This window comes from Roseibium sp. LAB1, from assembly GCF_054658235.1.
In genome coordinates this window covers 1-26,214 of the sequence record NZ_BAAGIB010000004.1, presented here as the reverse complement: position 1 = coordinate 26,214, position 26,214 = coordinate 1, and the positions used below count along the sequence as shown (strand labels likewise).

At 56.8% G+C, this 26,214-nt stretch carries 20 protein-coding genes; 11 read left to right on the top strand and 9 right to left on the bottom strand.

Features of this window, described 5'->3' with window-relative positions; all coding sequences use genetic code 11:
- Positions 1 to 3: 3 nt before the first annotated feature.
- The 3 genes from ACYQ54_RS21590 to uvrA all read right to left on the bottom strand — a co-directional run bounded on the left by ACYQ54_RS21590 (position 4) and on the right by uvrA (position 4,326).
- Complete coding sequence (locus tag ACYQ54_RS21590) at positions 4 to 153, bottom strand: DUF1127 domain-containing protein (protein ID WP_006933293.1); 150 nt, start codon at positions 151 to 153, stop codon at positions 4 to 6.
- A gap of 848 nt (positions 154 to 1,001) precedes the next feature.
- Entirely contained in the window at positions 1,002 to 1,151 is a 150-nt protein-coding gene (locus ACYQ54_RS21585) for a DUF1127 domain-containing protein (RefSeq protein ID WP_460086154.1), read from the bottom strand.
- A gap of 244 nt (positions 1,152 to 1,395) precedes the next feature.
- Positions 1,396 to 4,326 carry an excinuclease ABC subunit UvrA gene (gene uvrA, locus ACYQ54_RS21580; RefSeq protein ID WP_460086153.1) on the bottom strand — a complete coding sequence of 977 codons (2,931 nt, stop codon included), beginning with the start codon at positions 4,324 to 4,326 and terminating at the stop codon, positions 1,396 to 1,398.
- A 584-nt stretch (positions 4,327 to 4,910) separates the two neighbouring features.
- On the opposite strand from uvrA, the gene ACYQ54_RS21575 reads away from it, so the two are divergent.
- Positions 4,911 to 5,468: a single-stranded DNA-binding protein gene (locus ACYQ54_RS21575; RefSeq protein WP_460086151.1), complete on the top strand. Its 558-nt coding sequence runs from the start codon at positions 4,911 to 4,913 to the stop codon at positions 5,466 to 5,468.
- Between the two features lie 61 nt (positions 5,469 to 5,529).
- On the opposite strand, the gene ACYQ54_RS21570 is transcribed toward ACYQ54_RS21575, so the two are convergent.
- Positions 5,530 to 6,006, bottom strand: a complete 477-nt coding sequence (locus ACYQ54_RS21570) for a hypothetical protein (protein ID WP_460086149.1) — start codon at positions 6,004 to 6,006, stop codon at positions 5,530 to 5,532.
- Positions 6,007 to 6,464: 458 nt separating this feature from the next.
- Between ACYQ54_RS21570 and ACYQ54_RS21565 the strand changes: the two genes are divergently transcribed.
- Entirely contained in the window at positions 6,465 to 8,426 is a 1,962-nt protein-coding gene (locus ACYQ54_RS21565) for a L,D-transpeptidase family protein (RefSeq protein WP_460086148.1), read from the top strand.
- Between the two features lie 74 nt (positions 8,427 to 8,500).
- Here the strand turns inward: ACYQ54_RS21565 and ACYQ54_RS21560 are convergent, their stop codons facing one another.
- On the bottom strand, positions 8,501 to 9,601 hold the full coding sequence (locus ACYQ54_RS21560; protein ID WP_460086146.1) for a zinc ABC transporter substrate-binding protein: 1,101 nt from the start codon (positions 9,599 to 9,601) through the stop codon (positions 8,501 to 8,503).
- 173 nt (positions 9,602 to 9,774) lie between these two features.
- On the opposite strand from ACYQ54_RS21560, the gene ACYQ54_RS21555 reads away from it, so the two are divergent.
- From ACYQ54_RS21555 to paaZ, 8 genes are all read left to right on the top strand, one after another.
- On the top strand, positions 9,775 to 10,635 hold the full coding sequence (locus ACYQ54_RS21555; protein ID WP_460086145.1) for a PaaX family transcriptional regulator: 861 nt from the start codon (positions 9,775 to 9,777) through the stop codon (positions 10,633 to 10,635).
- Positions 10,636 to 10,764: 129 nt separating this feature from the next.
- Positions 10,765 to 11,757, top strand: a complete 993-nt coding sequence (gene paaA, locus ACYQ54_RS21550; protein WP_460086143.1) for a 1,2-phenylacetyl-CoA epoxidase subunit PaaA — start codon at positions 10,765 to 10,767, stop codon at positions 11,755 to 11,757.
- Between the two features lie 5 nt (positions 11,758 to 11,762).
- Complete coding sequence (locus ACYQ54_RS21545) at positions 11,763 to 12,245, top strand: DUF3291 domain-containing protein (protein ID WP_460086142.1); 483 nt, start codon at positions 11,763 to 11,765, stop codon at positions 12,243 to 12,245.
- A 16-nt stretch (positions 12,246 to 12,261) separates the two neighbouring features.
- The gene (paaB, locus tag ACYQ54_RS21540; protein WP_460086140.1) at positions 12,262 to 12,546 is read left to right on the top strand and encodes a 1,2-phenylacetyl-CoA epoxidase subunit PaaB; all 285 of its coding nucleotides are present in this window, start codon (positions 12,262 to 12,264) and stop codon (positions 12,544 to 12,546) included.
- Positions 12,546 to 13,322, top strand: a complete 777-nt coding sequence (gene paaC, locus ACYQ54_RS21535; RefSeq protein ID WP_460086139.1) for a 1,2-phenylacetyl-CoA epoxidase subunit PaaC — start codon at positions 12,546 to 12,548, stop codon at positions 13,320 to 13,322. Before paaB ends, paaC begins: the two co-directional genes overlap by 1 nt.
- 4 nt (positions 13,323 to 13,326) lie before the next feature.
- Positions 13,327 to 13,839 (top strand): 1,2-phenylacetyl-CoA epoxidase subunit PaaD, encoded by a 513-nt coding sequence (gene paaD, locus ACYQ54_RS21530; protein ID WP_460086137.1) that lies wholly within the window; start codon positions 13,327 to 13,329, stop codon positions 13,837 to 13,839.
- Positions 13,840 to 13,972: 133 nt separating this feature from the next.
- Positions 13,973 to 15,046, top strand: a complete 1,074-nt coding sequence (gene paaE / locus ACYQ54_RS21525; RefSeq protein ID WP_460086136.1) for a 1,2-phenylacetyl-CoA epoxidase subunit PaaE — start codon at positions 13,973 to 13,975, stop codon at positions 15,044 to 15,046.
- Positions 15,047 to 15,077: 31 nt separating this feature from the next.
- Positions 15,078 to 17,126, top strand: coding sequence for a phenylacetic acid degradation bifunctional protein PaaZ (gene paaZ / locus ACYQ54_RS21520; RefSeq protein ID WP_460086134.1), 2,049 nt, complete (start codon positions 15,078 to 15,080; stop codon positions 17,124 to 17,126).
- Between the two features lie 203 nt (positions 17,127 to 17,329).
- Here paaZ and paaK read toward each other — a convergent pair whose 3' ends face one another.
- The 3 genes from paaK to paaG are packed head-to-tail and all read right to left on the bottom strand — an operon-like array spanning position 17,330 to position 19,913.
- Positions 17,330 to 18,640 (bottom strand): phenylacetate--CoA ligase PaaK, encoded by a 1,311-nt coding sequence (gene paaK, locus ACYQ54_RS21515; protein WP_460086132.1) that lies wholly within the window; start codon positions 18,638 to 18,640, stop codon positions 17,330 to 17,332.
- 38 nt (positions 18,641 to 18,678) lie between these two features.
- On the bottom strand, positions 18,679 to 19,104 hold the full coding sequence (gene paaI, locus ACYQ54_RS21510; protein ID WP_460086131.1) for a hydroxyphenylacetyl-CoA thioesterase PaaI: 426 nt from the start codon (positions 19,102 to 19,104) through the stop codon (positions 18,679 to 18,681).
- A gap of 14 nt (positions 19,105 to 19,118) precedes the next feature.
- Positions 19,119 to 19,913, bottom strand: coding sequence for a 2-(1,2-epoxy-1,2-dihydrophenyl)acetyl-CoA isomerase PaaG (gene paaG, locus ACYQ54_RS21505; RefSeq protein ID WP_460086129.1), 795 nt, complete (start codon positions 19,911 to 19,913; stop codon positions 19,119 to 19,121).
- A gap of 256 nt (positions 19,914 to 20,169) precedes the next feature.
- On the opposite strand from paaG, the gene ACYQ54_RS21500 reads away from it, so the two are divergent.
- Entirely contained in the window at positions 20,170 to 21,489 is a 1,320-nt protein-coding gene (locus ACYQ54_RS21500; RefSeq protein ID WP_460086128.1) for an HlyD family type I secretion periplasmic adaptor subunit, read from the top strand.
- A 112-nt stretch (positions 21,490 to 21,601) separates the two neighbouring features.
- On the opposite strand, the gene ACYQ54_RS21495 is transcribed toward ACYQ54_RS21500, so the two are convergent.
- A partial coding sequence (locus ACYQ54_RS21495; protein ID WP_460086126.1) for a beta strand repeat-containing protein occupies positions 21,602 to 26,214 on the bottom strand: 4,613 nt, incomplete at its 5' end.

Here is a 26,214-nt window from a genome sequence, read left to right as displayed (position 1 = left end):
TTTTTATTTCGCAGACATACGCGCGTAGCGGGCGATGTCGGAGCGGGCAATGCCCAGGTCGTCCAGTTCGCGGTTGGACAGGTTGGACAGCTCGTCATAGGTCTGACGGAAGCGTTTCCAGTTATTGAATTTGCGAACAACAGTATCGATCATGGTTTAGGCCTTTCGCTATCTCATGGCCATGGCACCGCGGATCGGCGTCTGGCCCGTTCATCTCTTACAGGCTGGAAAATAGGTGTTTTGTGCAGTGCGAGGTAGAGGGGAAATCGCGAAGCAGATATGCAAAAAACGCAGATTAAAAAAGCCTTAATAGGGTTGAAACGGCGTAATTACCCTCACATGTCGCATAGCTGTCATGTTTTAGCTGTTCGCAAGTGCGAAAAAGCGACGTGCTCCGAATAATGCCGTTTAAGCGACCGGTGTGTCATTTGATGAGGCGGGAAATTGGTGCCGATCTGATACGCATGAGTGACTTGCACTGAAGAACGGACGGACGCTAGGGACGGAAAACAATGTCGGCTTGGTCGATAGTCGTTGGCGGTTTACCGGCGCTATCGGTAAGGCTGGCTCTTGGAAAAGCCAGGACACCAATTCTGCTGAATGCGACCCCAATCGAGGGAAACATGCCTGTTCAAGAACTCATTGCCTGTGCCGGCGCGATTATGTGCTCACTTGCTTCGCTTGGTCGTCTGGAAACCGACCACGTTCCTTTGGCAATCGGGACAGGCTGATGCGGCAATGTCTCTTTGTCGACCTGCAAGCAGCCGAAAGCACTCCGGGTTTGCACCTGGGGATGGAGAGGCTGAATTTTTTGAAATGAGCCGCCTGTCTAGTCAGGCATGGAAGAAAATCAGGACGCCAGAAAAACGAACGCCCGCCAGCGGGAGGAGGTGCTGGCGGGCGACGTTTCGACGTGACAGGGCTGGGAGGAGGATGCCCTGCGTGTCACACGCCCGTCGGCTGGGAGGAGGATGCCTAGGGACGCGATCTCTTTATTTCATTCAGCCAATCTGGCGGCGGGCGACAAACTTGATGTCGCTGCGGCAGATGCCGAGGTCGGCAAGCTCACGAGCCGAAAGGCGGGACAATTCGTCAACCGCACGGCGGTAGCTTACCCAGTTGCTGTACTTTTGGCGCACATTGTCAAACATCTTCTTATTCCTTGATTATCGAAACGCGTGAGCGTTCCGCGCCGTTGTTGTCCAATGATATATTTCACCACACGAAATAAAAGAAGTGCCATCTCTGCATGCCTGACATGCGTTTGATGCAATGCAGCAAAGCTTGCGCCGTAAGAAACCGTCCGATTCGTGGAACGTGTGGAAAAACATATGAAAAAAGCCTGTGTGCGCCGCACACAGGCTTATCGTTGCGTAACCAGAGACTGGTTAAGACTTATTCTGCGGCGTCATGGGCTCTTTGTGGCCGCCGTTGCAGCAGTTCCTGCAGGAATTGACCCGTGTAGCTTTCCGAAATTTCGGCAACGTCTTCCGGGCGTCCGGTGGCAACCACAGTCCCTCCGCCGTCACCGCCTTCCGGTCCAAGGTCGATGATCCAGTCGGCCGTCTTGATGACTTCCAGATTGTGTTCGATCACAAGCACCGTGTTGCCCTGGTCAACCAGCTCGTGCAGCACTTCCAGAAGTTTGGCGACATCATGAAAGTGCAGACCCGTGGTCGGCTCGTCCAGAATGTAGAGCGTGCGTCCCGTTGAGCGTTTCGACAGTTCCTTGGCAAGCTTCACGCGCTGCGCTTCACCGCCCGAAAGCGTGGTCGCCTGCTGGCCGACCTTGATATAGCCGAGACCGACTCGTGCCAGGGTCTCCATCTTGTCGCGAACAGCGGGAACGGCCGAAAAGAACACTGCGGCTTCGTCCACGGTCATATCGAGCACGTCCGCAATCGACTTGCCCTTGAATTCGACCTCGAGCGTTTCGCGATTGTAGCGTTTGCCCTTGCAGACGTCACAGGTGACATAAACATCCGGCAAGAAGTGCATCTCGATCTTGATGACACCGTCACCCTGACAGGCCTCACAGCGCCCGCCCTTGACGTTGAAAGAGAACCGGCCGGGCTGATAGCCTCTGGCCTTTGCTTCCGGCATGCCGGCGAACCACTCGCGGATCGGGGTAAAAGCTCCGGTATAGGTCGCAGGGTTGGATCTGGGAGTACGGCCAATCGGCGACTGGTCAATGTCGATGACCTTGTCGAGAACTTCCAGACCCTCGATCCGGTCATGCGGGGCCGGGTTGTCCCTTGCGCCGTTGAGACGTCTGGCGGCCGCCTTGTAGAGCGTATCGATCAGGAACGTAGATTTGCCGCCGCCAGAAACCCCGGTAACACAGGTGAAGGTGCTGAGCGGCACGTCGACATCAATGTCCTTTAGATTGTTGCCGCGGGCGCCACGAACGGAGATCTTTCGCTTCTTGTTGATTTTCCTGCGCCCGTCGTTGCGCGAAACCATCATGGCGCCGGACAGATACTGGCCGGTCAGAGAATTGGGATTGGCCATGATCTCGGACGGAGTGCCTTTGGCGACGATCTGTCCGCCATGAATGCCTGCGCCTGGTCCGACATCGACAACATAATCTGCCGTCAACACGGCATCCTCGTCGTGTTCCACAACAATGACCGTATTGCCGAGATCGCGCAGGTGTTTCAGCGTTTCAAGAAGGCGGGCATTGTCGCGCTGATGAAGCCCGATAGACGGCTCGTCCAGCACATAGAGAACACCTGTCAGACCCGAGCCGATCTGCGAGGCGAGACGGATGCGTTGGCTCTCCCCGCCAGAGAGGGTGCCGGAAGACCGGGACAGGGTCAGATACTCCAGCCCGACGTCATTCAGGAACTTCAACCTTTCCCGGATTTCCTTCAGAATACGGCCGGCGATTTCGGTTTGCTTGTCGTTCAGCTGCGCCGGGAGGTTTTCAAACCAGTTGCTGGCATCGCGGATCGAATGTTCGGTGATCTGACCGATATGCTTGCCGGCAATCTTTACGGCAAGCGCTTCGGGTTTCAGGCGGAAACCGCTGCAGGCCGGGCAGGCATGGTCAGACTGGAACCGCGCCAGTTCCTCGCGAACCCAGGTGGATTCCGTCTCGCGCCAGCGCCGTTCAATGTTGCCGATTACACCTTCGAAGGTTTTTTCAGTCCGATAGCTGCGCACGCCGTCATCATAGACAAATTCGATCTTTGCATTGCCGGTTCCATGCAGGATCGCATCCCGAACCTCTGAAGGAAGGTCCTTCCAGGGCGTTGCCATTGATACTTTGAAGTGACTGCAAAGAGCTTCCAGCGTCTGGGCATAATAAGGTGACGTCGACCCCGTCTTGGCCCAGGGCAGCACCGCTCCTTCACGCAGGGATAGCGAGTGGTCCGGCACCACCAGGTCTTCCTCGAACGCAAGCGTCGTTCCTAGGCCATCACAGGTGGGACAGGCACCAAAGGGATTGTTGAACGAGAATAGCCGCGGTTCGATTTCAGAAATCGTGAAACCGGACACTGGGCAGGCGAATTTCTCGGAAAAGATCAGGCGCTCCGGATTGCCGTTCTCGTCAGTCTTGTCTGCGAACTCGGCGATCGCGATACCGTCAGCCAGCTTCAGAGCGGTTTCCAGTGAATCGGCAAGTCGTCCGGAGATGTCATCGCGCACGACAATACGGTCCACGACGACATCGATATCATGCTTGAACTTCTTGTCGAGGGCAGGGGCTTCGGAAATTTCATGGAACGTGCCGTCGATCTTGACGCGCTGGAAGCCTTTCTTCATCAGCTCGGCAAGTTCCTTGCGGTACTCACCCTTGCGCCCGCGAACCATCGGCGCAAGCAGATAAAGACGGGCACCTTCCTCCAGTTCCAGAATCCGGTCGACCATCTGGCTGACGGTCTGACTTTCGATCGGCAGGCCGGTTGCCGGAGAAAAAGGCACGCCGACACGCGCGAACAAAAGGCGCATGTAGTCGTAAATTTCCGTAACCGTTCCCACCGTTGAACGTGGGTTGCGCGAGGTGGTCTTCTGTTCGATGGAAATTGCCGGCGACAGGCCGTCGATCTGGTCGACGTCCGGTTTCTGCATCATTTCCAGGAATTGGCGTGCATAGGCCGACAGGCTCTCCACGTACCGGCGCTGACCTTCCGCATAGATGGTATCGAAGGCCAGAGACGATTTTCCGGACCCTGACAGGCCTGTCATTACAATGAGCTTGTCGCGGGGCAGATCCAGATCGACGCCCTTCAGGTTATGCTCCCGAGCGCCCCGGATGCTGATGACCCTGGTGGGGTCTGCCTTCCAGGCTTCTTCCGACTGCGAACCCTTGGCTGTCTTCATCGTCGTTCTTCCTGACCGCATGCAGCGCCTAAAGCAGTGATACGCCCGCGCATGCGCAAAGATGTTCCATTGCGAGTGATGTCTGTTTGCCCCGATATAGCAGTTTCGGGCGGAGCTTCCAGTGAGGCATGTCCGATATCGTGCTCAAAGCCGTTTTGGAAATGATGCCAGATTGAATCGCTTTTACAGAAATGATAAGAACAAAACAAGTACACAAACAAATGTCTCGTCAGGAAGGAGGCGGCTGTTTGGGCACGAAAGTTCGGTAAACCCTGCGGCTTTGTCCTGACAGAAAGCCAGAGTTTGATCGGAACAAAAGTGGGGTGAATTGTGATGTCGTGCAATTCGTGATGGTGTTGTAAGGCCTTGTATGAGTTATAGGCGGCCAAATCGGGGTGTGGTTTGCATGCTGCCTTGTGGAAAATGGGTGAAGCCGGGCAAAAATAGCGGCGAAGCTGTTGGCGTGCCGTTAGGGTTCTGGTTTCTAGCAGCAAAGCTTGCAGCGCGGGCTGATTGCCGGAACGTGCCGGAGAAGCACATGGTTATCCGCGGTTGGGTCTGCGAAAAACAAACAGGAGTTCAGTATGGCGGGCAGCGTCAACAAAGTAATTTTGGTCGGCAATCTGGGGGCAGACCCGGAAATCCGCCGCACGCAGGATGGCCGCCCGATCGCCAATCTCAGGATTGCGACGTCGGAATCCTGGCGCGACCGTAACACCGGCGAGCGTCGGGAAAAGACGGAATGGCACCGGGTGGTGATCTTCAATGATGGTCTTTGCAAAGTTGCCGAGCAGTATCTGCGCAAAGGATCCAAGGTTTATCTCGAAGGGCAGCTTCAGACGCGCAAATGGCAGGATCAGTCCGGTCAGGACCGTTACTCTACCGAGATTGTGCTGCAGGGCTTCAATTCTAACCTGACGATGCTGGATGGCCGCGGCGAGGGCGGCGGCGCCTCCGGTGGTCTTCCTGACTATGGCAACGAACCACAAGGCGGTGGTGGCGGCTTCGGCGGTGGCGGCGGGTCCGGTTCCGGCGGGAATTTCGGCGGCGGCTACGGTGGTGGCTCCAGCAGCGGCGGTGGCGGCTACGGTGGCCCGTCCGGTGGTGGCAGCGGCCCCATGGACGACGAAATCCCGTTCTGATCCGCTTTTCTCATCTCATGCGCGGTCCCATTTGGTGGGGCCGCTCGTCTTCTGGTAATTTTTAGCCACCTACGTTCGGATCGTAGGGCGTGCTCGGGTCGTCAACACCGTCATAATATTCCTTCGCGTTGCCGAGCCCGCAGTGATAAACGGCCTCTTCAGCGCGCGTGTCGCCATCGGTAATCGGTGCACCATTGTGGTGGGCGAATTCGTGGATGATGGTCGCAAGAACCATCCATCTGCCCATGTTGAAGGCTCTGTCACCAACTGCGATTTCACCGGTGGGAGCGTGAATTTCCCCATGCAAAGGCGAAATCGTCGGGCCATAGTTCACCCAGATCGTGCTGTCGTTGATCATGTCTGTCAGGCTGCGTCCCCTGGGCAGCGTGCGGAAATAGGCATTACAGCCCGGATTGTTCTTGACCATCTTGAACAGCTTGTTCCTGGCCCATTTCAGTTTTGAATATTGGGATGAATTGAAACTGGTGTACTTCCAGATCGGTGAGGAATGGTCACCGACATTGAATTGAAACGGCATTTGGCTCTCCGGTTATGACTCACGCATTCGTGAAGCCGTTCATAGGACGCAACGAATGGGTTTGGAGTGATGACCGTCACGTCCCGTTGCTTTCCCCTTAAGCGCAGGACCGTTGAATTTTGATCGGCGGGAGGGGCATGCCTCGAAGACAGGAACGAGGCATTATCGTCACAGTCACCCGAATTCAAAACCTGTGCACGAAGGCGCCCCTTAACCATCTGATGAACCCTGTTATAGTATCAGACGGTTTACTAGCGCAGTTTCCGGGAATCGGGTCGGGGTCCGGTCGCACGGAAATTGTGATGGCAATATTGAGCACGGCACTATGACACCGATTGCGCATATGCCGGACCACCTTCGATCCTGGCAGGGACTTGATAAAACCTGAATGACTTGGGCAAGGCGTCGGGTTCGAACAGACTTAAAATAAGCGGGTTTAAACAATGCGAGCGAATGTAATGGCACTGGGCAAACGTACCAGGAAAAAACGGACACGCTCTCTCCTGGGTACGTCCCTCAGGGCCGGCCTCATGGCAACGGTGATTTTCTCCGGTTTCAATCTTGCCGCCGTCGAAACGGCGTCTGCGCAGGGCCTGTTCCAGCGCCTGTTCAATCCGGAAGCGCATCGCCGCCAACAGGAGCGCGAGCGGCAGCAGGATCTGCGCAAAAAGGTTGTCACCGCAAAGGTGTCTGCACCGCGCTACCTCAACTATACCGCTGATAGCTGGAAAAAGGTGTCTCTGGCTGAACTGTCCGAGATCAAATCCGCTGAAGTTAAGCCTGACGTCCAGGCGGTTGAGGCAACTGAAGCCTCGGCTGTCGAAAGCGATACCACACCGCAGGCCCCGGTTGTCTTGACCGCGTTTGATGAAGCGCGGCCTGCGTTGAAGGACATGTCGTTGACGGTCCTTCCGGAAGTGGGCTCGGCCATCATTTCCTTTTACCGTGAGCATCCTGATTTCATTTGGGTGGAAGACGGCAAACCCACCGAGAAGGCGGCGCAAGTGCGTCGCAGCCTCGAAGACACCGCCAAATATGCACTGAACCCGGATGACTATGTCGTGGCCGTGCCTGCTACCGACGGTCTGGAAGGCGAGGCTCGCGATGCAGCGCTGATGAGGTTCGAGATGGAGATGAGCGCTGCTGTGCTCACCTATGCTCTGGATTCCAGGCGCGGCCGTGTCGATCCGAACCGGATCTCGCAGTATCACGACTTGCCTCGGCACGAAGTCGATCTCGTGGGAGCTCTTGAAACTTTCAAGGGCGCGGCAAACGTCGACGCGGAAATGGCCAAGGTTCAGCCGCAGAGTGATCATTTCCGCAAGCTGACGGAAGAACTTGCCCGCCTGAGGGCTGAAGACGAAGATGCCGACCAGATCGTCATCGCACCGGGCACCTTCCTGAAGGCTGGCAAATCCAGCCCGGAAATGAAGAATATTGTGGCCGCAATTAACAAGAACGGCTCGGCGGACCTAAAGGCAGCGCATTCCGAAACGCTGACTGCCTACGACGGATCAGAACTTTATACGCCGGAGCTGGTTGAGCTGGTGAAGGCTTTCCAGAAGGAAGCCAAGCTGACGCCGGACGGCGTCGTCGGCAAGAACACCATCAGTGCCATGGTGGGAGAAACCAACGCAGCAAAAATCGCCAAGGTCGAACTGGCCATGGAAAGAAGCCGCTGGCTTCCCGAAGAACTTGGCGAGCGAAAGGTCTTCATCAATCAGGCCGCTTTCACCGCAACCTACACCGCACCGGGCGAAGAACCGTTGAGCATGCGTGTCGTTGTTGGCAAGAAGTCCAATCAGACCAACTTCTTCTACGACAAGATCGAGATCGTTGAATACAATCCCTATTGGGGCGTGCCGTATTCGATCATCGTCAATGAAATGCTGCCGAAACTGGCCAGTGATCCGAGTTATCTCGACCGGGCCGGATACGAAGTGACGACGCCGGGCGGTCGGCAGGTGTCCTCCTCTGCAGTCGACTGGTACGCGGTTGCATCAAAACAGCAGTCCGTGAACGTACGCCAGTATCCGGGCAGTTCCAATGCACTCGGCGAGGTGAAGATCCTCTTCCCCAACAAGCATCACATCTACATGCACGACACGCCGTCAAAGAGCCTCTTCAAGAAGGACATGCGGGCATATAGCCACGGCTGTATCCGCCTTCAGGATCCGAAGGCAATGGCGGCGGCCGTTCTTGGGAAGTCAAAGGACTATGTAAGTTCACGCATTTCGGGCGGCCAGAACGAACAGGAACAGGTGACGGGTGATATCCCTGTCTATGTTTCCTACTTCACCGCGTGGCCCGAGTTGGACGGTTCTGTTGCGTTCTATACCGACGTTTACGACAGGGACATGCACCTGCTGAAGGCTATCGAGAAAACCGAAGCCGAGCGCGAAAAAGTACGCACGTCCTGATAAAGATCCGAAGCTGAAAACAAAACCGCCGGGGGAAACCTCCGGCGGTTTTTTGTTGGGGGGTCTGATTTGCCTCAGGAAGCGTCGCCGAGACAGTCCTTCAGAGAGATCGAAAGGCCCTTGAGAAGCTGCGGATAAAGGTCCGGCCCGTTTTCTAGGTTCGTTCCAAGCGGATCGAGTGTTGCTGACCTTGCGTTGCTGCCTTCCAGAACAACGGAAACCAGTTTGGAATCAAATTGCGGCTCCTGAAACACGCAACTGACATTGAGTTCCCTGATCTTGCCCTGAATGGCCTTGATCCTGTCCGCGCTGGCCAAAGCTTCCGGTGAAACGGTGACCGAACCGCTGGCTTCAATTTCATAATGATGTTCGAAGTGGTGGTAGGCATCGTGGAATACGATGAACCTGCGATCCTGGAGAGGAGCGAGTTCAGTGGAAATCTCCTGGTCGAGGTTTCCGATCCGTTTGGCAAAGGACACTGCATTCTGCCGGTAGATCTCGGCATTGTCAGGATCACGCTCCGCCAGGGTTTCAGCCATGATCCGGGCGATCTCGACACCATTTTCCGGGTTCAACCAGATATGTGGATCAAGGGCCTCATGATGGCCGTGATGTGCTTCTTCGCCATGGCTGTGATCTTCGTGACCCGCATGGTCGTGACCGGCATGATCGTGGGCTTCGTCAGCGCTGTCTGCGTGGCCGTGCTCATCTTCTGCGTGAGCATGCTCGTCTTCCCCGTCACCATCCTCATGACCATGATCATGTGCCTCGAAGCTGGCACCTTCCCGGATGTCTAGCTGGTGTATTCCAGGAGCTTTGATCAACTCGATCGCTTCGGCGTTTTTTGCCATGGTTTCGATCGGTTTTGTCAGGGAAGGGGCCAATTCCGGTCCGACCCAGAACACCACGTCGGCTCCTTGAAGCAAGAACGCTTGTGAGGGTTTCAGCGCATATCCATGAGGTGAGGAAGCACCATCGATCAGGACATGGGGCGTTCCGACACCTTCCATCACGGCAGACGCGATGGAATGAATCGGTTTGATCGAAGTGACGACGGTAGGCGCTTCAGCTTGTGCAGCCGCAGTCAGGGTGAGAAGCGCGGCAGCTGCAGCCGGAACGATCTGCTTGAGCGGCCGGCAGGTTGTGCTCTGAGTAGCGAAGTAGGGGAGGGACATCGGCGTTGGCCTTTGAGGTAATGTAATTCTATAACGTGTAACTTTATAACGTTCAAAATTTCCCTTTTCAAGTCCGCATGTGCCGGATTGTTGACGAGAGCGTGCGTGAACATCTTGGTTTGCGGAGACCGTACGGGTAAGCTTTGGAAAAATGCTGACGGATCAAAAGCTTCATGCAGACTAGCACCGAGATACTGGCGGACAGTTTCCTGCAACCCTTTCCGCCCAAGGCCGCGCAACTGATCGTGACCATCTATGGCGACATTGTCGAACCTCGCGGCGGCGTACTTTGGATGGGAGACCTGATCAGCCTGTGTGCCGGTTTTGGTGTCAATGAGTCACTCGTCAGGACAGCGGTTTCCCGACTTGTCTCGAAAGGGCAATTGACGGGTGAGCGGGAAGGCCGACGCAGTTTCTATGCTCTGACGCCGGAAGCTCGCGAGGAATATCATCTGGCCGCGGATCTGTTTTATGGCCCCGAAGACACCGACTGTGGTTGGCTGTTGACGCATTGCACCGAAGCCGCAGACCAGGCCATTTTGATGCGGTTTGGTTTCGCATCACTGGAAGGGAATGTTTACATTGGTGCCGACCGGCCGGGGCGTCCGGTTCTTGGCACCGCCTTCCGCGCTTCGGCTTTGCGTCCGGAAGCAGATGATCTGGAAAAAATCGTCAATTCAGCCTTCGGGCTTGGTGCACTTGCTCGCGATTACGAGGGATTTGTATCGCGCTTCAGACCCATGCAGGACATCGTCGCCGATGGTCCTCCGCCCCAGGCCGCGCTGTTGTTCCGCCTTGCAGTGGTTCACGCCTATCGTGGCATCCGTTTGCGGGATCCGCGCCTGCCGCGATCCGTTTTGCCAGCAGACTGGTCCGGTTACGAAGCTCGATCCCTGTTTGCAGCGCTCTACGGCAGCCTGTCCCCATCCGCCGACGGTTATATCGGTCAAAACCTGCAGAATCAGGACGGACCGTTGGCTGACGCGCCGGACGCAGTGCGGGAGCGTATCCGGACACTTGTCGTAACTAAATGAATTAAAAAGGAGTTTTACCAATTGGAGTGATGGGCGTCAAAGCATCACAACAATATTTAATTTCACACTTTTTCTGTGATGTATTGTGAGGTATCCTTTTCGAAATTCAACATGGCGAAAGGAGGCGTCATGTATGCCCAGATGGTAAAAACCGACTCGACCAAAGTCCGTTCTCTCGCTGAAATGACGGACGAGGAACGAGCCTTTCAGGAACGTATTGACCGTGGCGAGAAGATCGAGCCCACGGACTGGATGCCGGAAGGTTATCGCAAGACCCTGATCCGTCAGATAGGTCAGCACGCTCATTCCGAAATTGTCGGTCAGCTGCCGGAAGGCAACTGGATTACCCGCGCCCCGACGCTGGAGCGCAAGGCAATTCTGCTGGCCAAGGTTCAGGACGAAGCCGGCCATGGTCTTTATCTCTATTGCGCGGCTGAAACGCTCGGTGTCAGCCGGGATGAGCTGATCGAGCTGCTGCACGCCGGCAAGATGAAATACTCTTCTATCTTCAATTATCCGACCCTGACCTGGGCCGATATCGGCGCGGTCGGCTGGTTGGTGGACGGTGCGGCGATCATGAACCAGGTGCCGCTGCAGCGGACGTCTTTCGGGCCGTACTCGCGGGCCATGGTCCGCATCTGCAAGGAAGAAAGCTTTCACCAGCGCCAAGGCTACGACATCATGATGAAGATGGCCAAGGGGTCGCCGGCACAGCGCCGGATGGCGCAGGATGCCCTGGACAGGTTCTGGTATCCGTCGCTGATGATGTTTGGTCCCTCAGACAAGGATTCTGTCCATTCCGCCCAGTCGATGGCCTGGAAAATTAAAATCAACACCAATGACGAACTCCGTCAGAAGTTCGTCGATCAGACGGTGCCCCAGGCTGAATATCTCGGCCTGACTGTTCCTGATGAGAACCTCAGATGGAACGGGGAAAAGGGCGGCTATGATTTTTCCGAGCCGGACTGGAGCGAGTTCTTCGAAGTTCTGAAAGGCAATGGCCCCTGCAATCGGGAGCGCATGGAAGCCCGGGTGAATGCCTGGGAAGACGGCGCCTGGGTGCGTGATGCGCTGATGGCGCATGCCGACAAACGGGCCGCGGCCCGAACCGCGGCAGAGTAGGAGCCATGAGCGAAGTTCATCTGGCTGAATTGAATGTGGCTCGGTTGCGGTACGATATCAACGATCCTCGGATTGCCGATTTCGTCAACAATCTGAACCGCGTCAACGCGGCGGCGGAACGCAGCAGCGGCTTTGTCTGGCGCTTGAAGGATGAGGCCGGCAACGCGGTTTCCATGACGCGCGAATGCGATCCGATGGTGATCCCGAACCTTTCGGTCTGGACTGACGTCGGGTCTCTGGAAAGTTTTGTGTTCAAGACGGTTCACAAACGCATCTACGACCGCCGGACCGAATGGTTCGAAATCATGGAGAAGATGCATTTTGTCATGTGGCCTGTCGCTGTTGGCCATGTGCCTACGCTCGAAGAAGCCTGGCAGAAGCTTGATTACCTGAACACGCACGGATCAACGGATCTCGCCTTCGGCTGGGAGTATGTGAAGGACGCCAATCTGTGGCGTTCGGCACGTTGTTCAAGTTCCGCAGCCTGACATTTCGGAGGAAATCATGAAAAAGGAATGGCCCCTCTGGGAGGTCTTTATTCGCGGTCAGCACGGTCTGAACCATCGTCATGTGGGTTCTCTGCATGCGCCCGACGCGGAAATGGCGATCAAGAATGCGCGCGACGTCTATACGCGGCGCAAGGAAGGCGTGTCCATCTGGGTTGTGCCGTCGGCGCAGATATCCGCTTCCGACCCTGGCGCGAAGGACGCCTTGTTCGAACCTTCCAAGGACAAGATCTACCGGCACCCGAGTTTTTACGACATTCCCGATGAAGTCGGAAAAATGTAATGACCGATAAAAACGATCTTGTCGCGAGCGATATTCTGTTCGAATGGCTGCTGCGCCGTGGTGATACCGCTTTGGTTCTGGGGCATCGCGTTTCCGAATGGTGCGGGCATTCACCCGTACTGGAAGAAGATATCGCGCTTGCTAATGTCGCGCTCGATCTTATCGGCCAGGCTCGTATGTGGTTGAGCCTTGCCGGTGAAGTTGAAGGCAAGGGACGCGGCGAAAATGAGCTGGCTTATCTTCGCGACGCCTGGGACTTCCGCAACATCCTGCTTGCCGAGCAGCCCAATGGAGACTTCGGCCAGACACTGATGAGGCAGTTTCTGATCGACGCCTATCAGGTTCCTTTTCTCGAGGCCTTGAAAAGTTCCAGGGACGAGCGGATCACCGCAATCGCTTCCAAGGCGGGCAAGGAAGTCGCCTACCACCTCGACCGTTCGGCAGATCTCGTGATCCGTCTGGGTGATGGCACTGAGGAGAGCCATCGACGTATGCAGCAGGCTCTGGATTCTCTCTGGTCCTATACGGGTGAAATGTTTGTCAGCGATGCTGTCGACACGGCATTGGCAGAAGCAGGCCTGGCGCCGGATCCCGCGTCCATGAAAGCAGCATGGCTGGAAACCGTACAAGAGGTTCTGGACGCAGGGACGCTGATCATACCGGACAGCGATTTTGCCCACATCGGCGGTTTGACGGGGCGCCATTCGGAACATCTGGGGCATCTGTTGGCGGAAATGCAATTCCTTCAACGGGCCTATCCCGGCGCAACGTGGTGATCCGATGCCGATATCCACGGATACGGTCTGGCAATGGCTGTCGGAGATCCCGGACCCGGAAATTCCGGTTCTGTCCCTGACGGACCTAGGCGTCATTCGTGATGTCGCCTGGCAAGATGATACGCTTGTTGTAACAGTTACACCGACTTACAGCGGCTGTCCTGCAACTGCCGTTATCAATCTGGATATTGAAACCAAGCTGCATGCCTGCGGTGTTGCCAATGTCCGGCTTGAGCAGCAACTCAGCCCGCCATGGACCACCGATTGGCTTACCGCAGACGGCCGGGAGAAACTGCGCGCTTACGGTATTGCACCACCGGTTGACGGAACCCGATCGGACGGTTCGGCCGCCGGTCGGTTGGCTCGGCTGACCGGCGAGGGAAGTTTTCAGGTCGCCTGTCCACGGTGCGGATCGGAAAACACGGAAAAGATCAGTCAGTTTGGCTCCACGCCATGCAAGGCAGCTTATCGCTGCCGGTCCTGCCTGGAGCCGTTCGATTACTTCAAGTGCCACTGAGACGGCACAACATTCAGCCTGGCCGCCAGAGAAGACTTTAACGGTCTCCTTTTGCCGGCCTGGGTCGTTCGAGCATTCCCGGGTCCGGTTTCGGCAGGGGGGAGGCTCCAAACCATGTTTCGGGAGGACATGCATGTCGAGGTTTCATGCCCTGACAGTGACCGAGGTGACGCCGGATACGAGAGACTCCGTCATCGTGACCTTGCAACCAGAGGCCGAAGAACAGGACCTGTTCCGTTTTGAGCAGGGGCAATATCTTACGTTCCGACGCGAATTCGATGGCCATGAGGTGCGCCGTTGTTATTCGATTTGCGCAGGAACCGAGGACGGTTCGCTGAAGGTTGGGATCAAGCGGGTGGAAGGCGGTGCTTTTTCCTGCTGGGCGCATGAAAGTATGCGACCGGGAGACATGGTTGAGGCAATGCCGCCGCTCGGCAGTTTCAATGCCCCGATCGAGCCGGGACTTGCGCGCTTCTACGTTGGTTTTGCCGGTGGATCCGGGATCACACCGGTCCTGTCTATCCTGAAGACAGTCCTGGCTCGCGAGCCGAAATCTCAATTTACCCTCGTTTATGCCAACCGCCAGATTTCTTCGATCATGTTCCGTGAGGAACTGGAAGACTTGAAGAACCGCTATCTCGGTCGCCTGCAGGTGATCCACATTCTGAAAAGTGACGCGCAGGACACCGAGCTGTTCTCTGGCAGGGTCGATGAGGAAAAATTGAGCGATCTGTTCGATACGCTGATTGATCCTCAAGACATCGATGTCGCTTTCCTGTGTGGGCCTCACGGCATGATGGAAACCGTGCGCAGCAGTCTGGAAGCGCGCGGCGTTGAACCGGAAAAAATCCGGCAGGAACTCTTCAAGTCCGATCAACCCGGGCGCTTGCCGGCCAGGTTGCGTCCTGAAGTCATCGACGGTTCGGCGAAGGAAGCAGATCTTCGCCTGACGATCGATGGCACCACCCGCGAAATTCACATGGAGCCCGGAGAGACCATTCTTGAGGCTGCGCATCGCCATAATATCGACGCGCCTTATTCCTGTTGCGCCGGCGTCTGCTCCACATGCCGCGGCAAAGTGCTGGAAGGTGAGGTTGAAATGGCAGCCAACCATGCGCTGGAAGACGACGAAATCCGCGATGGATATGTTCTGACATGCCAGTCGCGTCCGCTGAGCAAGCGTCTTGTCGTGACCTACGACGCCTGAGACCACTCCGTTTCAAGAACTGGATTTTCAAATGACCGTTCACCCGCAAAAGGTCCGCGTTTTGGAAAGTTACCTTGCCGGCAGTTGGCGGCACGGAAAGGCCGAAGGCAAACCGTTGCTGGACGCGGCAACCGGTACACCGGTCGCCACCATTGATGCCTCTGGTCTGGATCTTGCCGAGGCACTGGCCTGGGGGCGTGAAGCCGGCGGCAAGGCGCTGCGCAAGATGACGTATCACGAGCGCGCCCTGATGCTGAAAACCCTTGCTCAGGCACTGGCCGAGCAGAAGGAAATTTTCTACCAGGAAAGCTTTGCGACCGGTGCAACGCGCAAGGACAGCTGGATTGATATCGAAGGCGGTATCGGTACCATGTTCGCCTATTCCTCCAAGGCCCGGCGCGAAATGCCGAACACTCGGGTCTTTGTCGAGGGAGCGGTCGAGCCGCTGTCACGGGACAATACCTTTTCCGGCCAGCATGTGCTGACGCCTTTGCGCGGCATTGCCGTTCATATCAACGCTTTCAACTTTCCGTGCTGGGGAATGCTGGAAAAGATCGCGCCCGCCTTGATCGCGGGCGTGCCCTGCCTGGTCAAACCTGCCAGTCAGACCGCCTATCTGACCGAGCTGATGGTTCGTCACATCCTGGCCACCGATATTCTTCCGGAAGGTTCACTTCAGCTCCTGTGTGGATCGGCGGGTGATCTGATCGATCACGTTACGGGGCAGGATGTTGTCACTTTCACAGGATCTGCGGCCACCGGTCAGATGCTGCGCCAAAACCCGGCAATCGTGAAAAACTCCGTACGCTTCTCGATGGAAGCCGACAGCCTCAATGCCGCGGTTCTGGGGCCTGACGTCAGTCCGGAAGATCCGGAATTCGATCTATTCATCAAGGAGGTTGCTCGCGAGATGACGGTCAAGGCGGGGCAGAAATGCACCGCGATCCGCCGAGTCATCGTGCCGCGCAAACTGTCTTCAGCAGTTGCAGACGCACTCAGCCAGCGCCTTGGTAAGACTGTGATCGGCAATCCGAGAGAAGACGCCGTGTCGATGGGGCCGCTGGCTTCAGACGGTCAGCGTGAAGAAGTTCTAGCGCGTATCGAAGATCTCAAGGTGGAGGCGGACATCGTTCCCGGTCTGGAAGGAAAAGACCCGGAAACCGGAGCGTTCGCCGCACCCGTCCTGCTGTATTGCGACACGCCCTTGAGCGCCGATGCCGTTCATTCGGTTGAAGCATTCGGACCGGTGGCAACATTGATGCCCTATGACGAACTGGAAGAGGCTGTTGAACTCACTCACAAGGGCAAGGGATCTCTGGTCGCGTCACTTTTCACGAATGATCCAACCGTGGCCGAAGAGGCTGTACTCGGCATGGCGCCTTTCCATGGCCGCGTCATGATCGGCAACCGGCAGAGTGCAAAATCCTCCACCGGTCACGGGTCTCCCTTGCCCATGCTTGTCCATGGCGGACCAGGCCGGGCAGGCGGCGGGGAAGAACTTGGCGGCCTGCGCTCGGTTAAACACTACATGCAGCGCACCGCCGTGCAGGGCACACCAACCTTGCTCGGAGCCGTTACAGGCCGCTGGATTTCCGGTGCTTCGGGACAGGAAGACTGCCGGCATCCATTCCGCAAATCCCTGGCGCAGCTCAAGATCGGCGACCAGCTCAATACTAAGTCACGGGTTGTATCGCTTGAAGACATCGAGCATTTCGCTAACTTCACCGGCGACACCTTCTACGCTCACATGGATGAAGCCGCAGCGAAACGGAATCCGTTCTTTGAAGGCCGGGTGGCCCATGGTTACCTGATCGTTTCCTTCGCCGCCGGTCTGTTCGTTGATCCTGATGAAGGTCCGGTGCTGGCGAACTACGGGGTCGACAATCTGCGTTTCATGACGCCGGTCAATGCAGGTGACGCGCTCAAGGTTCAGCTGACGGCAAAGGAAATATCCCCGCGCATATCAGCGGACTACGGCGAGGTTCGATGGGATTGTCTTGTGACCAATCAGAACGATGAAGCGGTCGCGCAGTACGACGTTCTGACACTCGTTGCCAAGGATTGGCCGATGCCCGCGTAAGGCCCATGCATATCCAAACGAAAAAGGCCACCGAATCCGGTGGCCTTTTTCGTTGGAGGTCAGACACACAAATCCGACAGCTGTCATCTTGACCGGCGAAGCGCATGTCGGGGCCTTGGAGCGTCGCCTGGGTGGAAACCCAAACACCAACAAGTTCCTTGGGTCTTGGGTCTCGGATTCCGCACTCCAGCGCGCGACGATCGTTACACTTTTGGCCTGTTATCGACCACTCGTTTGGCCTTGCCGGCAGATCGCTCCACCATGCCGGGCTCGGTGACGTCGATCTTTGCTGAGACGCCGACCACACTTTTGATGTGATGCGAGAGTTCCTTGGCCGACGCCTGACGTGCGTCGTTGGACGCCGCGTTCGGCAGAGATTCAACATGGACCGTCATGACATCGAGCCGGTCAGACCGGGAGAGTTCAATCTGGAAATGCGGTGAAAGGCCTTCGCATTTCAGGATCTGTTCCTCGATCTGTGTCGGGAAAACGTTGACGCCGCGCAGGATGATCATGTCGTCGGAGCGGCCTGTAATCTTTTCCATCCGCCGCATGGACCTGGCTGTGCCGGGCAAAAGCCGGGTCAGGTCCCGCGTGCGGTAGCGGACCATTGGCAGGCCTTCCTTGGTAAGCGTGGTGAAGACCAGTTCTCCGATTTCACCGTCCGGCAGAACATCACCGCTCACTGGATCGATGATTTCCGGGTAGAAATGATCCTCCCAGATATGCAGGCCGTCCTTGGTTTCCACGCATTCGTTGGCAACCCCCGGCCCAAGAACTTCAGACAGGCCGTAGATGTCGACGGCGTGCATGTCGAACGCGTCTTCTATCTCTTTGCGCATGGCATTCGTCCACGGCTCGGCACCGAAGATACCTGTGGCGAGAGATGTTTCGCGAGGGTCAATGCCCTGCCTCCGGAACTCGTCGAGAATAGACAGGAGGTAGGACGGCGTCACCATGATGATCCGCGGTTTGAAATCCTGGATCAGCGTCACCTGGCGCTCTGTCATGCCGCCCGAGACCGGAACCACGGTGCAGCCGAGTTTTTCAGCGCCGTAATGGGCGCCAAGCCCACCGGTAAAGAGCCCATAGCCGTAGGCGACATGTATGATATCGCCCGGCCGACCACCTGATGCTCGAATGGAACGAGCGACGAGACCGGCCCACATATCGATGTCGTTGGCCGTATAGCCGACCACTGTCGGTTTCCCGGTCGTGCCGGAGGAAGCGTGCACGCGCACGATCTTGTCGCGCGGGACGGCGAACAGGCCGAACGGATAATTGTCCCTGAGGTCGCTTTTGGTCGTAAACGGAAACTTGGACAGGTCGGCGAGGGTCTTCAGGTCCGATGGATGCACGCCGTTTTCGTCGAAGCGTTGTTTGAAAAGCGGAACATTTTCATAGGAATGGGTGAGGGACCATTGCAGCCTTTGGAGCTGGAGTGCCGATAATTCGTCGCGGCTTGCCGTTTCAATAGGCTCAAGATCTCCCGGTCGCGGAGCCAGATTTTCCATATTTTCCTCCCTTGAGCGGCCCTCCAGGCCACCCGCCGTCATTCCGGCAAGATTGTACCTTTTGTCGTTCTGGAATTGCCGCGGAATTCGGCAATGACAGTGCCATTCTGATTGGCCACCGTCACGTCGTAGAGGCCGGATCGGCCGGTGCGCGATTTTTCGCTGGCCGTAGCCGTTAACCGGTCACCGAGATGGGCTGGAGCCAGAAACGTGATGTCACAATGCTGGGCGACTGTAACCTGATTGTAGGTGTTGCAGGCAAACGCAAAAGCGCTGTCGGCAAGTGTAAAGATATATCCGCCGTGACAGATCCCATGGCCATTGGTCATGGCTTTTGTAACCGTCATCGCCATTGTCGAATAGCCCGCACGAACGGCTTCAAGTTTCATGTCGAGGTGCTGTGTCGCGGTATCCTGAGACCACATGCGGTCGGCACATGCGCGCGCAAATTCATCCGGTGTCATTGAGAGTGCCTCTTTCAAGCGCCGGTAAACCGGGCAGGGCGTTTTTCCAGGAACGCGGTGACACCTTCTCGATAGTCACTTGTGCGTCCGGCCTTGCGCTGGTTGTCGCGTTCTGCGTCCAGTTGACGGTCGAGCGACTGGTCTGCTGCGGCCTGGATAAGCTCTTTTGTGAGCGCCAGGCCTGTCGTGGCACCGCTTGCCAGCTGCGTGGCAAGTGTGCTGGCAGCGGTCATGAGTTCAGCATCCGGAACAGCCTTCCAGATCAGGCCCCAGTCAGCGGCAGTTTCAGCACCCAGTGGTTCGCCTGTCATCGCAAGTGCCTTGGCCCTGGCCTCGCCGATCAGTCGCGGCAGCAGCCATGTGCCACCTGAATCGGGAACCAGACCGATCTTGGAGAAAGCCTGGATGAAGCGTGCCGACTGAGCGGCAAGAACGATGTCGCATGCCAGGGCGATGTTGGCTCCTGCGCCCGCGGCAACGCCATTTACGGCACAGATAACCGGTTTCCTGAGAGCACGGATTTGCCGAACCAAGGGGTTGTAAAGCGTTTCGAGCGTTACCCCGAGATCAGGAGCTTCGCCTCCGCCGCGCATGTCCCTGTCGGACAGGTCTTGCCCTGCGCAGAAGGCACGGCCGGCACCGGTCAGCAGCACCGCCCGAATGCCGGTGTCTTCGGTTGCCGTGGTCAAATGTTTCCGAAGTGCGTGATGCATTGCCTCGTTGAAGGCATTGAGCCGATCCGGTCGATTAAGTGTTAAAAAAAGGCAGCCGTCCCGCAGTTCAGCGAGCACAGTATCAGAATCGGTCATGCGCCCCTCCCAAAGCATCACATCTTTTGCAAGAAAACCCGTAATGTTGTGACATTAATGCACGGCGAACCGATCTGGTCAAAGGCAGATTCCAGATTTACGGTACGATGAAGCTCTTTGCGCCAGCCGCAGGTGGCAGCGCAGCGCAGATTCAACTCTGTTTCGAAAAAGCGCATAAAATATGGTCAGGACGATTCAGGTGATATTTACTTTAATCGTCAATAGTTAGCCCAGTTTCAGCCAGCGCTAGGGCAACATGTTTATCCGTAAATCCACCGCTGACAATTTTTCGTTGGACATTCCTCTGGAGCTTGAGGAAGGACCGCCGCCGGTAGCTTATCGGCGTGTTCTTCAGGTTTTGTCACTGACTGCTGCCGCATTTCTGACCTGGGCCGCTATCGGTCAGGTACGTGAAGTCGCCAATGCAACGGGTGAGATCGTTCCTGCTGGAAAAGTGCAGACTGTCGGACACCTTGAAGGCGGAATTGTTGCGGAAGTGTTGGTCCAGGAGGGCCAACTTGTCGAAGAGGGCACGCCGATTGTCCGGCTTCAGGAAGCAGCAACATCAAGCGATCTCGAGAAAGTTCAAACCCGGCTGAAATTTCTGGCGACAGAAGAGCAACGGCTTGGAAACCCGGACCTTGGCACCGGCGCGAATGGTCTGAGGCTTGGTGCCGACGCAGGCTTCAGCGAAGCTCAGCAGGCCGCCTACGACGCACAGCGCACGGCGTTGGAAAAGGAACAGCAGGCTCTGAAAGCCAGGGTCAGCGAAAAGCAGGCCGAACTTGCCAGTATTCTGGAGCGGATCACGCTTCAGGAAATGCAGGTCGAGATCCAGCAGGAACAATACAAGATCCAGGAAAATCTCTTTGAGCAGGGATACACCTCCAAGAGGCGGTTCCTGGAGGCAAAGTCGTCACTCCAAAACGCACAGAGCCAACTGAGCGAGTTGAAGGGAATGAGCGGCAGCGTCAGGGCTCAGTTGACAGAAGCAACCGCCAGTCTGGAACGGTCGATCGCAGTTGCAGAGGAAGAGCAGGCCGTTGAACGCAGCCGCGTTGCACAGGAACGAAGCGAACTGACTTTCGAGGCCGACAAACAAAAAGACCGCTACGACCGTCTGTTCGTACGTGCACCTGTCAGCGGGCATATCAAGGCACTTTATCTGAAAGGCCCCGGCAGCGTTCTGGCACCCGGTGACGTTGTTGCCGAAGTGGTGCCGAGCGACAGCGATCTTGTGGCGGAAGTTCGCGTGTCCCCGCGTGACATCGGTCATGTGGACGTTGGCGATGAAGCGGAAATTGCAGTTACGACATTCGACCCCAACATCGAGGGCACCCTGAAGGGCGAAGTTTCCGTCATTTCGGCATCGAGCTTCCGCGACGAATACGGCAACTATTATTTCAAGGCGATGATCCCATTGAAAACCAACACCATTGGTCAGGGATCGCGTGCGGAAACCATTTCTCCGGGCATGGTCGTTGATGCGAAGATCGTTACCGGGTCCAAGTCCGTGCTGCAATACATGCTCAAGCCGGTTACTCGTGCCATTGGCGACCCGCTCAGCGAGCGCTGATCCGGTCGATCGCTCTCAGACCAGTCCAGCAGTCAGATCTAGCGAGACAAACGAAAAGCCCCGCCGTTTCCAGCGGGGCTTTTCTTCAGTTACCGCTGTCCGGTGACATCAGCTACCAGCGGATTTCCTCAACATCATTGAAGTTGACGCGACTGCCGTCGGCAAAGTCGATGTAACCGTCGGCATCCTGGGAAAGGTCCAGCTGTCCGCCTTCAAAGTCGGTCGTTTCAATCGAACCGTTGGTGATCGTTACTGTCCAGTCTGTGCCATATTCGCCGGCAGAGGTAACACCCGGTCCACCACCAAGGTCTATGACGTCGGTCCAGCCAGCGCCCATGCCCGCATTGATCGTGTCGCTGCCATCGCCAAGGCCATACATGAACAGGTCGGATCCATCACCGCCATTGAGGCTGTCATTGCCGGTTCCACCGATGATCGTATCATCGCCTGTGCCGCCGAAGATGTTGTCGGTACCGGCACGGCCAAAGATCAGATCGTCGCCGCCACCGCCGTTGAGATTGTCATTGCCGCCATAGATCCCGCCATCGATCCGGTCGTTGTAGTCACCTGTCGTAATGTTGTCGTCACCGCCAACGCCGTCGACACTGTATGACTTGTCGGTGCCGCTGAATGTTCCGCTGGCTTCCCCACCAGTGAACTCTCCATCGTATTCCCCCGTCACCGAAATCGCGAAGGACTGGCTCGACTGTGAACCATCCGCAGATGTGGCGGTGATCGTCAGGTCGATCGAGTTTTCAACCTGACTGTCGAAGAACGCATGATCGGCAATCGTGACATTGCCGTCGGCATCGATCTCGAAACGATCGTCACTCATTGTGTAGGTGACCGCGTCGCCGTTGGGGTCGTCTGCGAAAGCAGTGATCCCCACCTGCGTACCGGCCCCATCCAGTTCGTGGATCGTGTTGGCGGACGCGTTGGTATCGGTTACATCGCCGACTGATTTGTCGATCAGATTGTCAGACAGAACATCTCCATCGGCAAACCTGAAATTCTCTACGTTGGATACCGTGTCGACACCGTCAGGTGAACCGGACCGAAGGTCGGTTACCGTGTAGCTGCCATCCTCGTTCTGGACGATATTGTAGTCTTCCCAGTTACCTGAATAGATGGCGGTATCCGTGCCCTTGCCACCGTCGATGGTATCGTTGCCGGAGCCACCTTCCAGCATATCCGCGCCGTCACCACCAATCAGTGTATCGTTGCCTGCACCGCCTTCGAGCGTATCGCCCGGCACCTGGTACTCGGTGTCAAGCCTGTTGGCGTACATGCTTGCGTCGTTGATGGTGAGCGTATCGAGCGAAATTCCAACGATAGGTTTGCTGGAAAGCAGCTCTGAATCCGCATTCGACATGTATTCCGGTGCCAGATAGACGTCACCATTGTCGAGCTGAATGACAACCGCCGAGATGGTTCCGGTGGTTCCGTCCGTGAACGTGACTGTAGCATCGAAGGTCTGCAAGGAATCTAGGGCATGGTTCGTGCCGCCGATTGTCAGGGTCTCTGCCGTACCGTTGAAATCGTTGTCCGCCAGTACGCCGTCACCATTAGTGTCGTTTGCGGTTGCTCTCACCGTCTGCGTGTAGAGTGGTGTGCCTGCATCGCCATAAGATCCCAACAGGCTGGAGGCATTCTCGCTGACGCCGTTGTTCTCATCCGTGTCGACATCCGCCATGGTTCCCAGGTGGATGAGAGAGTAGGTAGCGCCAACCGTATTGGTTCCACCGTTAGTAGGGGCAGCGCCGTCGCCGGCAATCAGCGTGTCATCGCCATTGCCGCCCTGAAGCGTGTCGGAACCCGCTCCACCGGACAACGTATCGTTGCCTGAGCCACCAATCAGAGTGTCATCACCTGCGCCACCATAAAGGTTGCCACCGTCGTTATGGGCCGTGATCGTGTCGTTGCCAGACCCGCCGCTGATCGATGTTTCAGACACACCGGTGTCAGTGAAAGTGGCACCGCCGTCTGAGAGCTGTAGGTCTTCTGCCACATCCATGACATCCAGCGTGAAGGATTCCTGCGCTGTCGATCCGTCGCTGGAGGTAGCCGTAACGGTGATCGTGATTTCCGTCTCGGTTTCGTAATTGAAACTTGCACCGCTCGCGACGGTGACCACACCGTTTTCGTCAACTGTGAAGCGGTTGTCATCGACAGTATAGGTCACACTGTCAGAGGTGTTTGCATCATCGGCAAAGGCTGTTACGCCAACAGTGCTGCCAGCGCCTGCGTTCTCAGCGATGCTATTGGAAGAACTGTCCGTATCCGAAATCGTGGAAATATCTTTCGCGACAAGATCGCCTGCAAGAATGTCGCCGTCCGTGAAGCGGAAGTTTTCCACTCCGACGACCGTGTCCGTGCCGTCCGGTGACCCGGCGCGGTTGTCGACCACCGTATAGGACCCATTCGCGTTTTCGGTAACGGTGTAGTCGGACCGGTTCCCGGAATAGATCACGGTATCCGTGCCGCTGCCGCCGTCGATATAGTCGTTGCCGGCTCCACCTTCGAGCGTGTCGTTTCCAGCGCCGCCGTAAAGCTTGTCGCTGCCTGAGCCGCCCTGAAGGGTGTCGTCGTCATTTTCGCCGGACAGGCTATCGTTGCCTTCACCGCCGATCAGCGTGTCGTTCCCGCCGCCGCCATATATGGTGTCGTTACCATCGCCCCCATCCAGGTAATTCTCGCCGGTGTTCGGCTGGGTTCCGCGTTCATCATCGATGAAATCGTCGCCTGCGCCGCCGTAGACAATATCGTCGCCTTCACCGAAGAGGATGGTGTCGTTGCCAGCGCCACCATAGACGGTGTCGTCGCCTGCGCCGCTGTAGATGGTGCTGCCGTCGTCATGGGCCGTGATGGTGTCCGCACTGTCGTTGCCGGTGATGGATGTTTCGGCAACGCCAGTATCGGTGAAGGTCGTCTGACCGTCTGCAAGCTGATAGGCCTCTGCAACATCGGCAACCGACAAGGCAAAGGTTTCCTGAGATGTGGATCCGTCCGAAGACGTCGCGGTTACAGTCAGGTTGATTATTGGCTCGCTCTCGTAGTCGAAGTTCGCACCGGCTGCAACCGTGACCAGGCCGTCTTCGCCAACGGTGAACCTGTCGTCGGAAACCGTATAGGTAATCGTGTCGGTCACATCTGCGTCTGAAGCCTGAACAGTGATGCCGACTGTGCTGCCTTCAGTGGCGTTTTCGGCAAAACCATTAGCCGTTGTATCAACGTCGGTCACGGCCGAGACAGCGCTTTCGTTTGCATCGGAAACGGAGATCGTGAAGGTTTCTTCGGAGGTGGAGCCGTCGGTCGACGTTGCAGTCACGACGATGTCGATGGAACCTTCTGTCTCTGCATCAAAGCTAGCGCCTTCTGCGACTCGCACCACACCGTTCTCATCCACGGTGAAACGGTTGTCGTTGACGGTGTAGGCAACCGTGTCGGAGACATCGGCATCGGAGGCCAGTGCGGTGATGCCGACTTGAGTGCCAACGGCGGCATCTTCGGAGATTGCGTTTACAGAGGCATCTACATCAGAAACGCTGGAAACGTCGTATTCGTCGACATCAGACACCGAGACGGTAAAGGTTTCCGTTGATGTCGAGCCATCGGTGGAGGTGGCCGTGACGGTGATGTCGATGGAACCTTCGGTCTCCGCATCGAAGCTGGCACCGTCGGCAACCTGGACCACGCCGTTCTCATCGACGGTGAAACGTGCATCATTGACGGAATAGGAAACCGTATCGGTGGCATCAGCATCCGTTGCCAGTGCTGTGACACCGACCTGGGTTCCGGCAGTCGCATCTTCCGCGGTCGTGTTTTCAGCTGTGTCTGTGTCCGTGACGGCCGAGACAGCGCTTTCGTTTACATCGGACACGGAGATCGTGAAGGACTCTTCCGAGGTCGAGCCATCGGTGGAGGTGGCCGTGACGGTGATGTCGATGGAGCCTTCGGTCTCCGCATCGAAGCTGGCACCGTCAGCAACCCGGACCACACCGTCCTCGTCGACGGTGAAGCGTGCATCGTCGACGGAATAGGACACCGTATCGGTGGCATCAGCATCCGTTGCCAGGGCAGTGACGCCGACCTGGGTTCCGGCAGTCGCATCTTCCGCGATCGTGTTCTCAGCTGCGTCAGTGTCCGTGACGGCCGAGACAGCGCTTTCGTTTACATCGGACACGGAGACCGTAAAGGTTTCTTCCGAGGTCGAACCATCGGTGGAGGTGGCCGTGACGGTGATGTCGATGGAGCCTTCGGTCTCCGCATCGAAGCTGGCACCGTCTGCAACCCGGACCACACCGTTCTCATCGACGGTGAAACGTGCGTCATCGACGGAATAAGAGACTGTGTCTGTCGCGTCCGCATCCGTTGCCAGAGCAGTGACGCCAACCTGGGTTCCGGCAGTCGCATCTTCCGCGATCGTGTTTTCAGCTATGTCTGTGTCCGTGACGGCCGAGACAGCGCTTTCGTTTACATCGGACACGGAGACCGTAAAGGTTTCTTCCGAGGTCGAACCATCGGTGGAGGTGGCTGTCACGGTGATGTCGATCGAGCCTTCGGTCTCCGCATCGAAGCTGGCACCGTCTGCAACCCGGACCACACCGTCCTCGTCGACGGTGAAACGTGCGTCGTCGACGGAATAGGACACCGTATCGGTGGCATCTGCGTCGGTGGCCAGGGCAGTGACGCCAACCTGCGTTCCTGCCGCGGCATCTTCGGTGA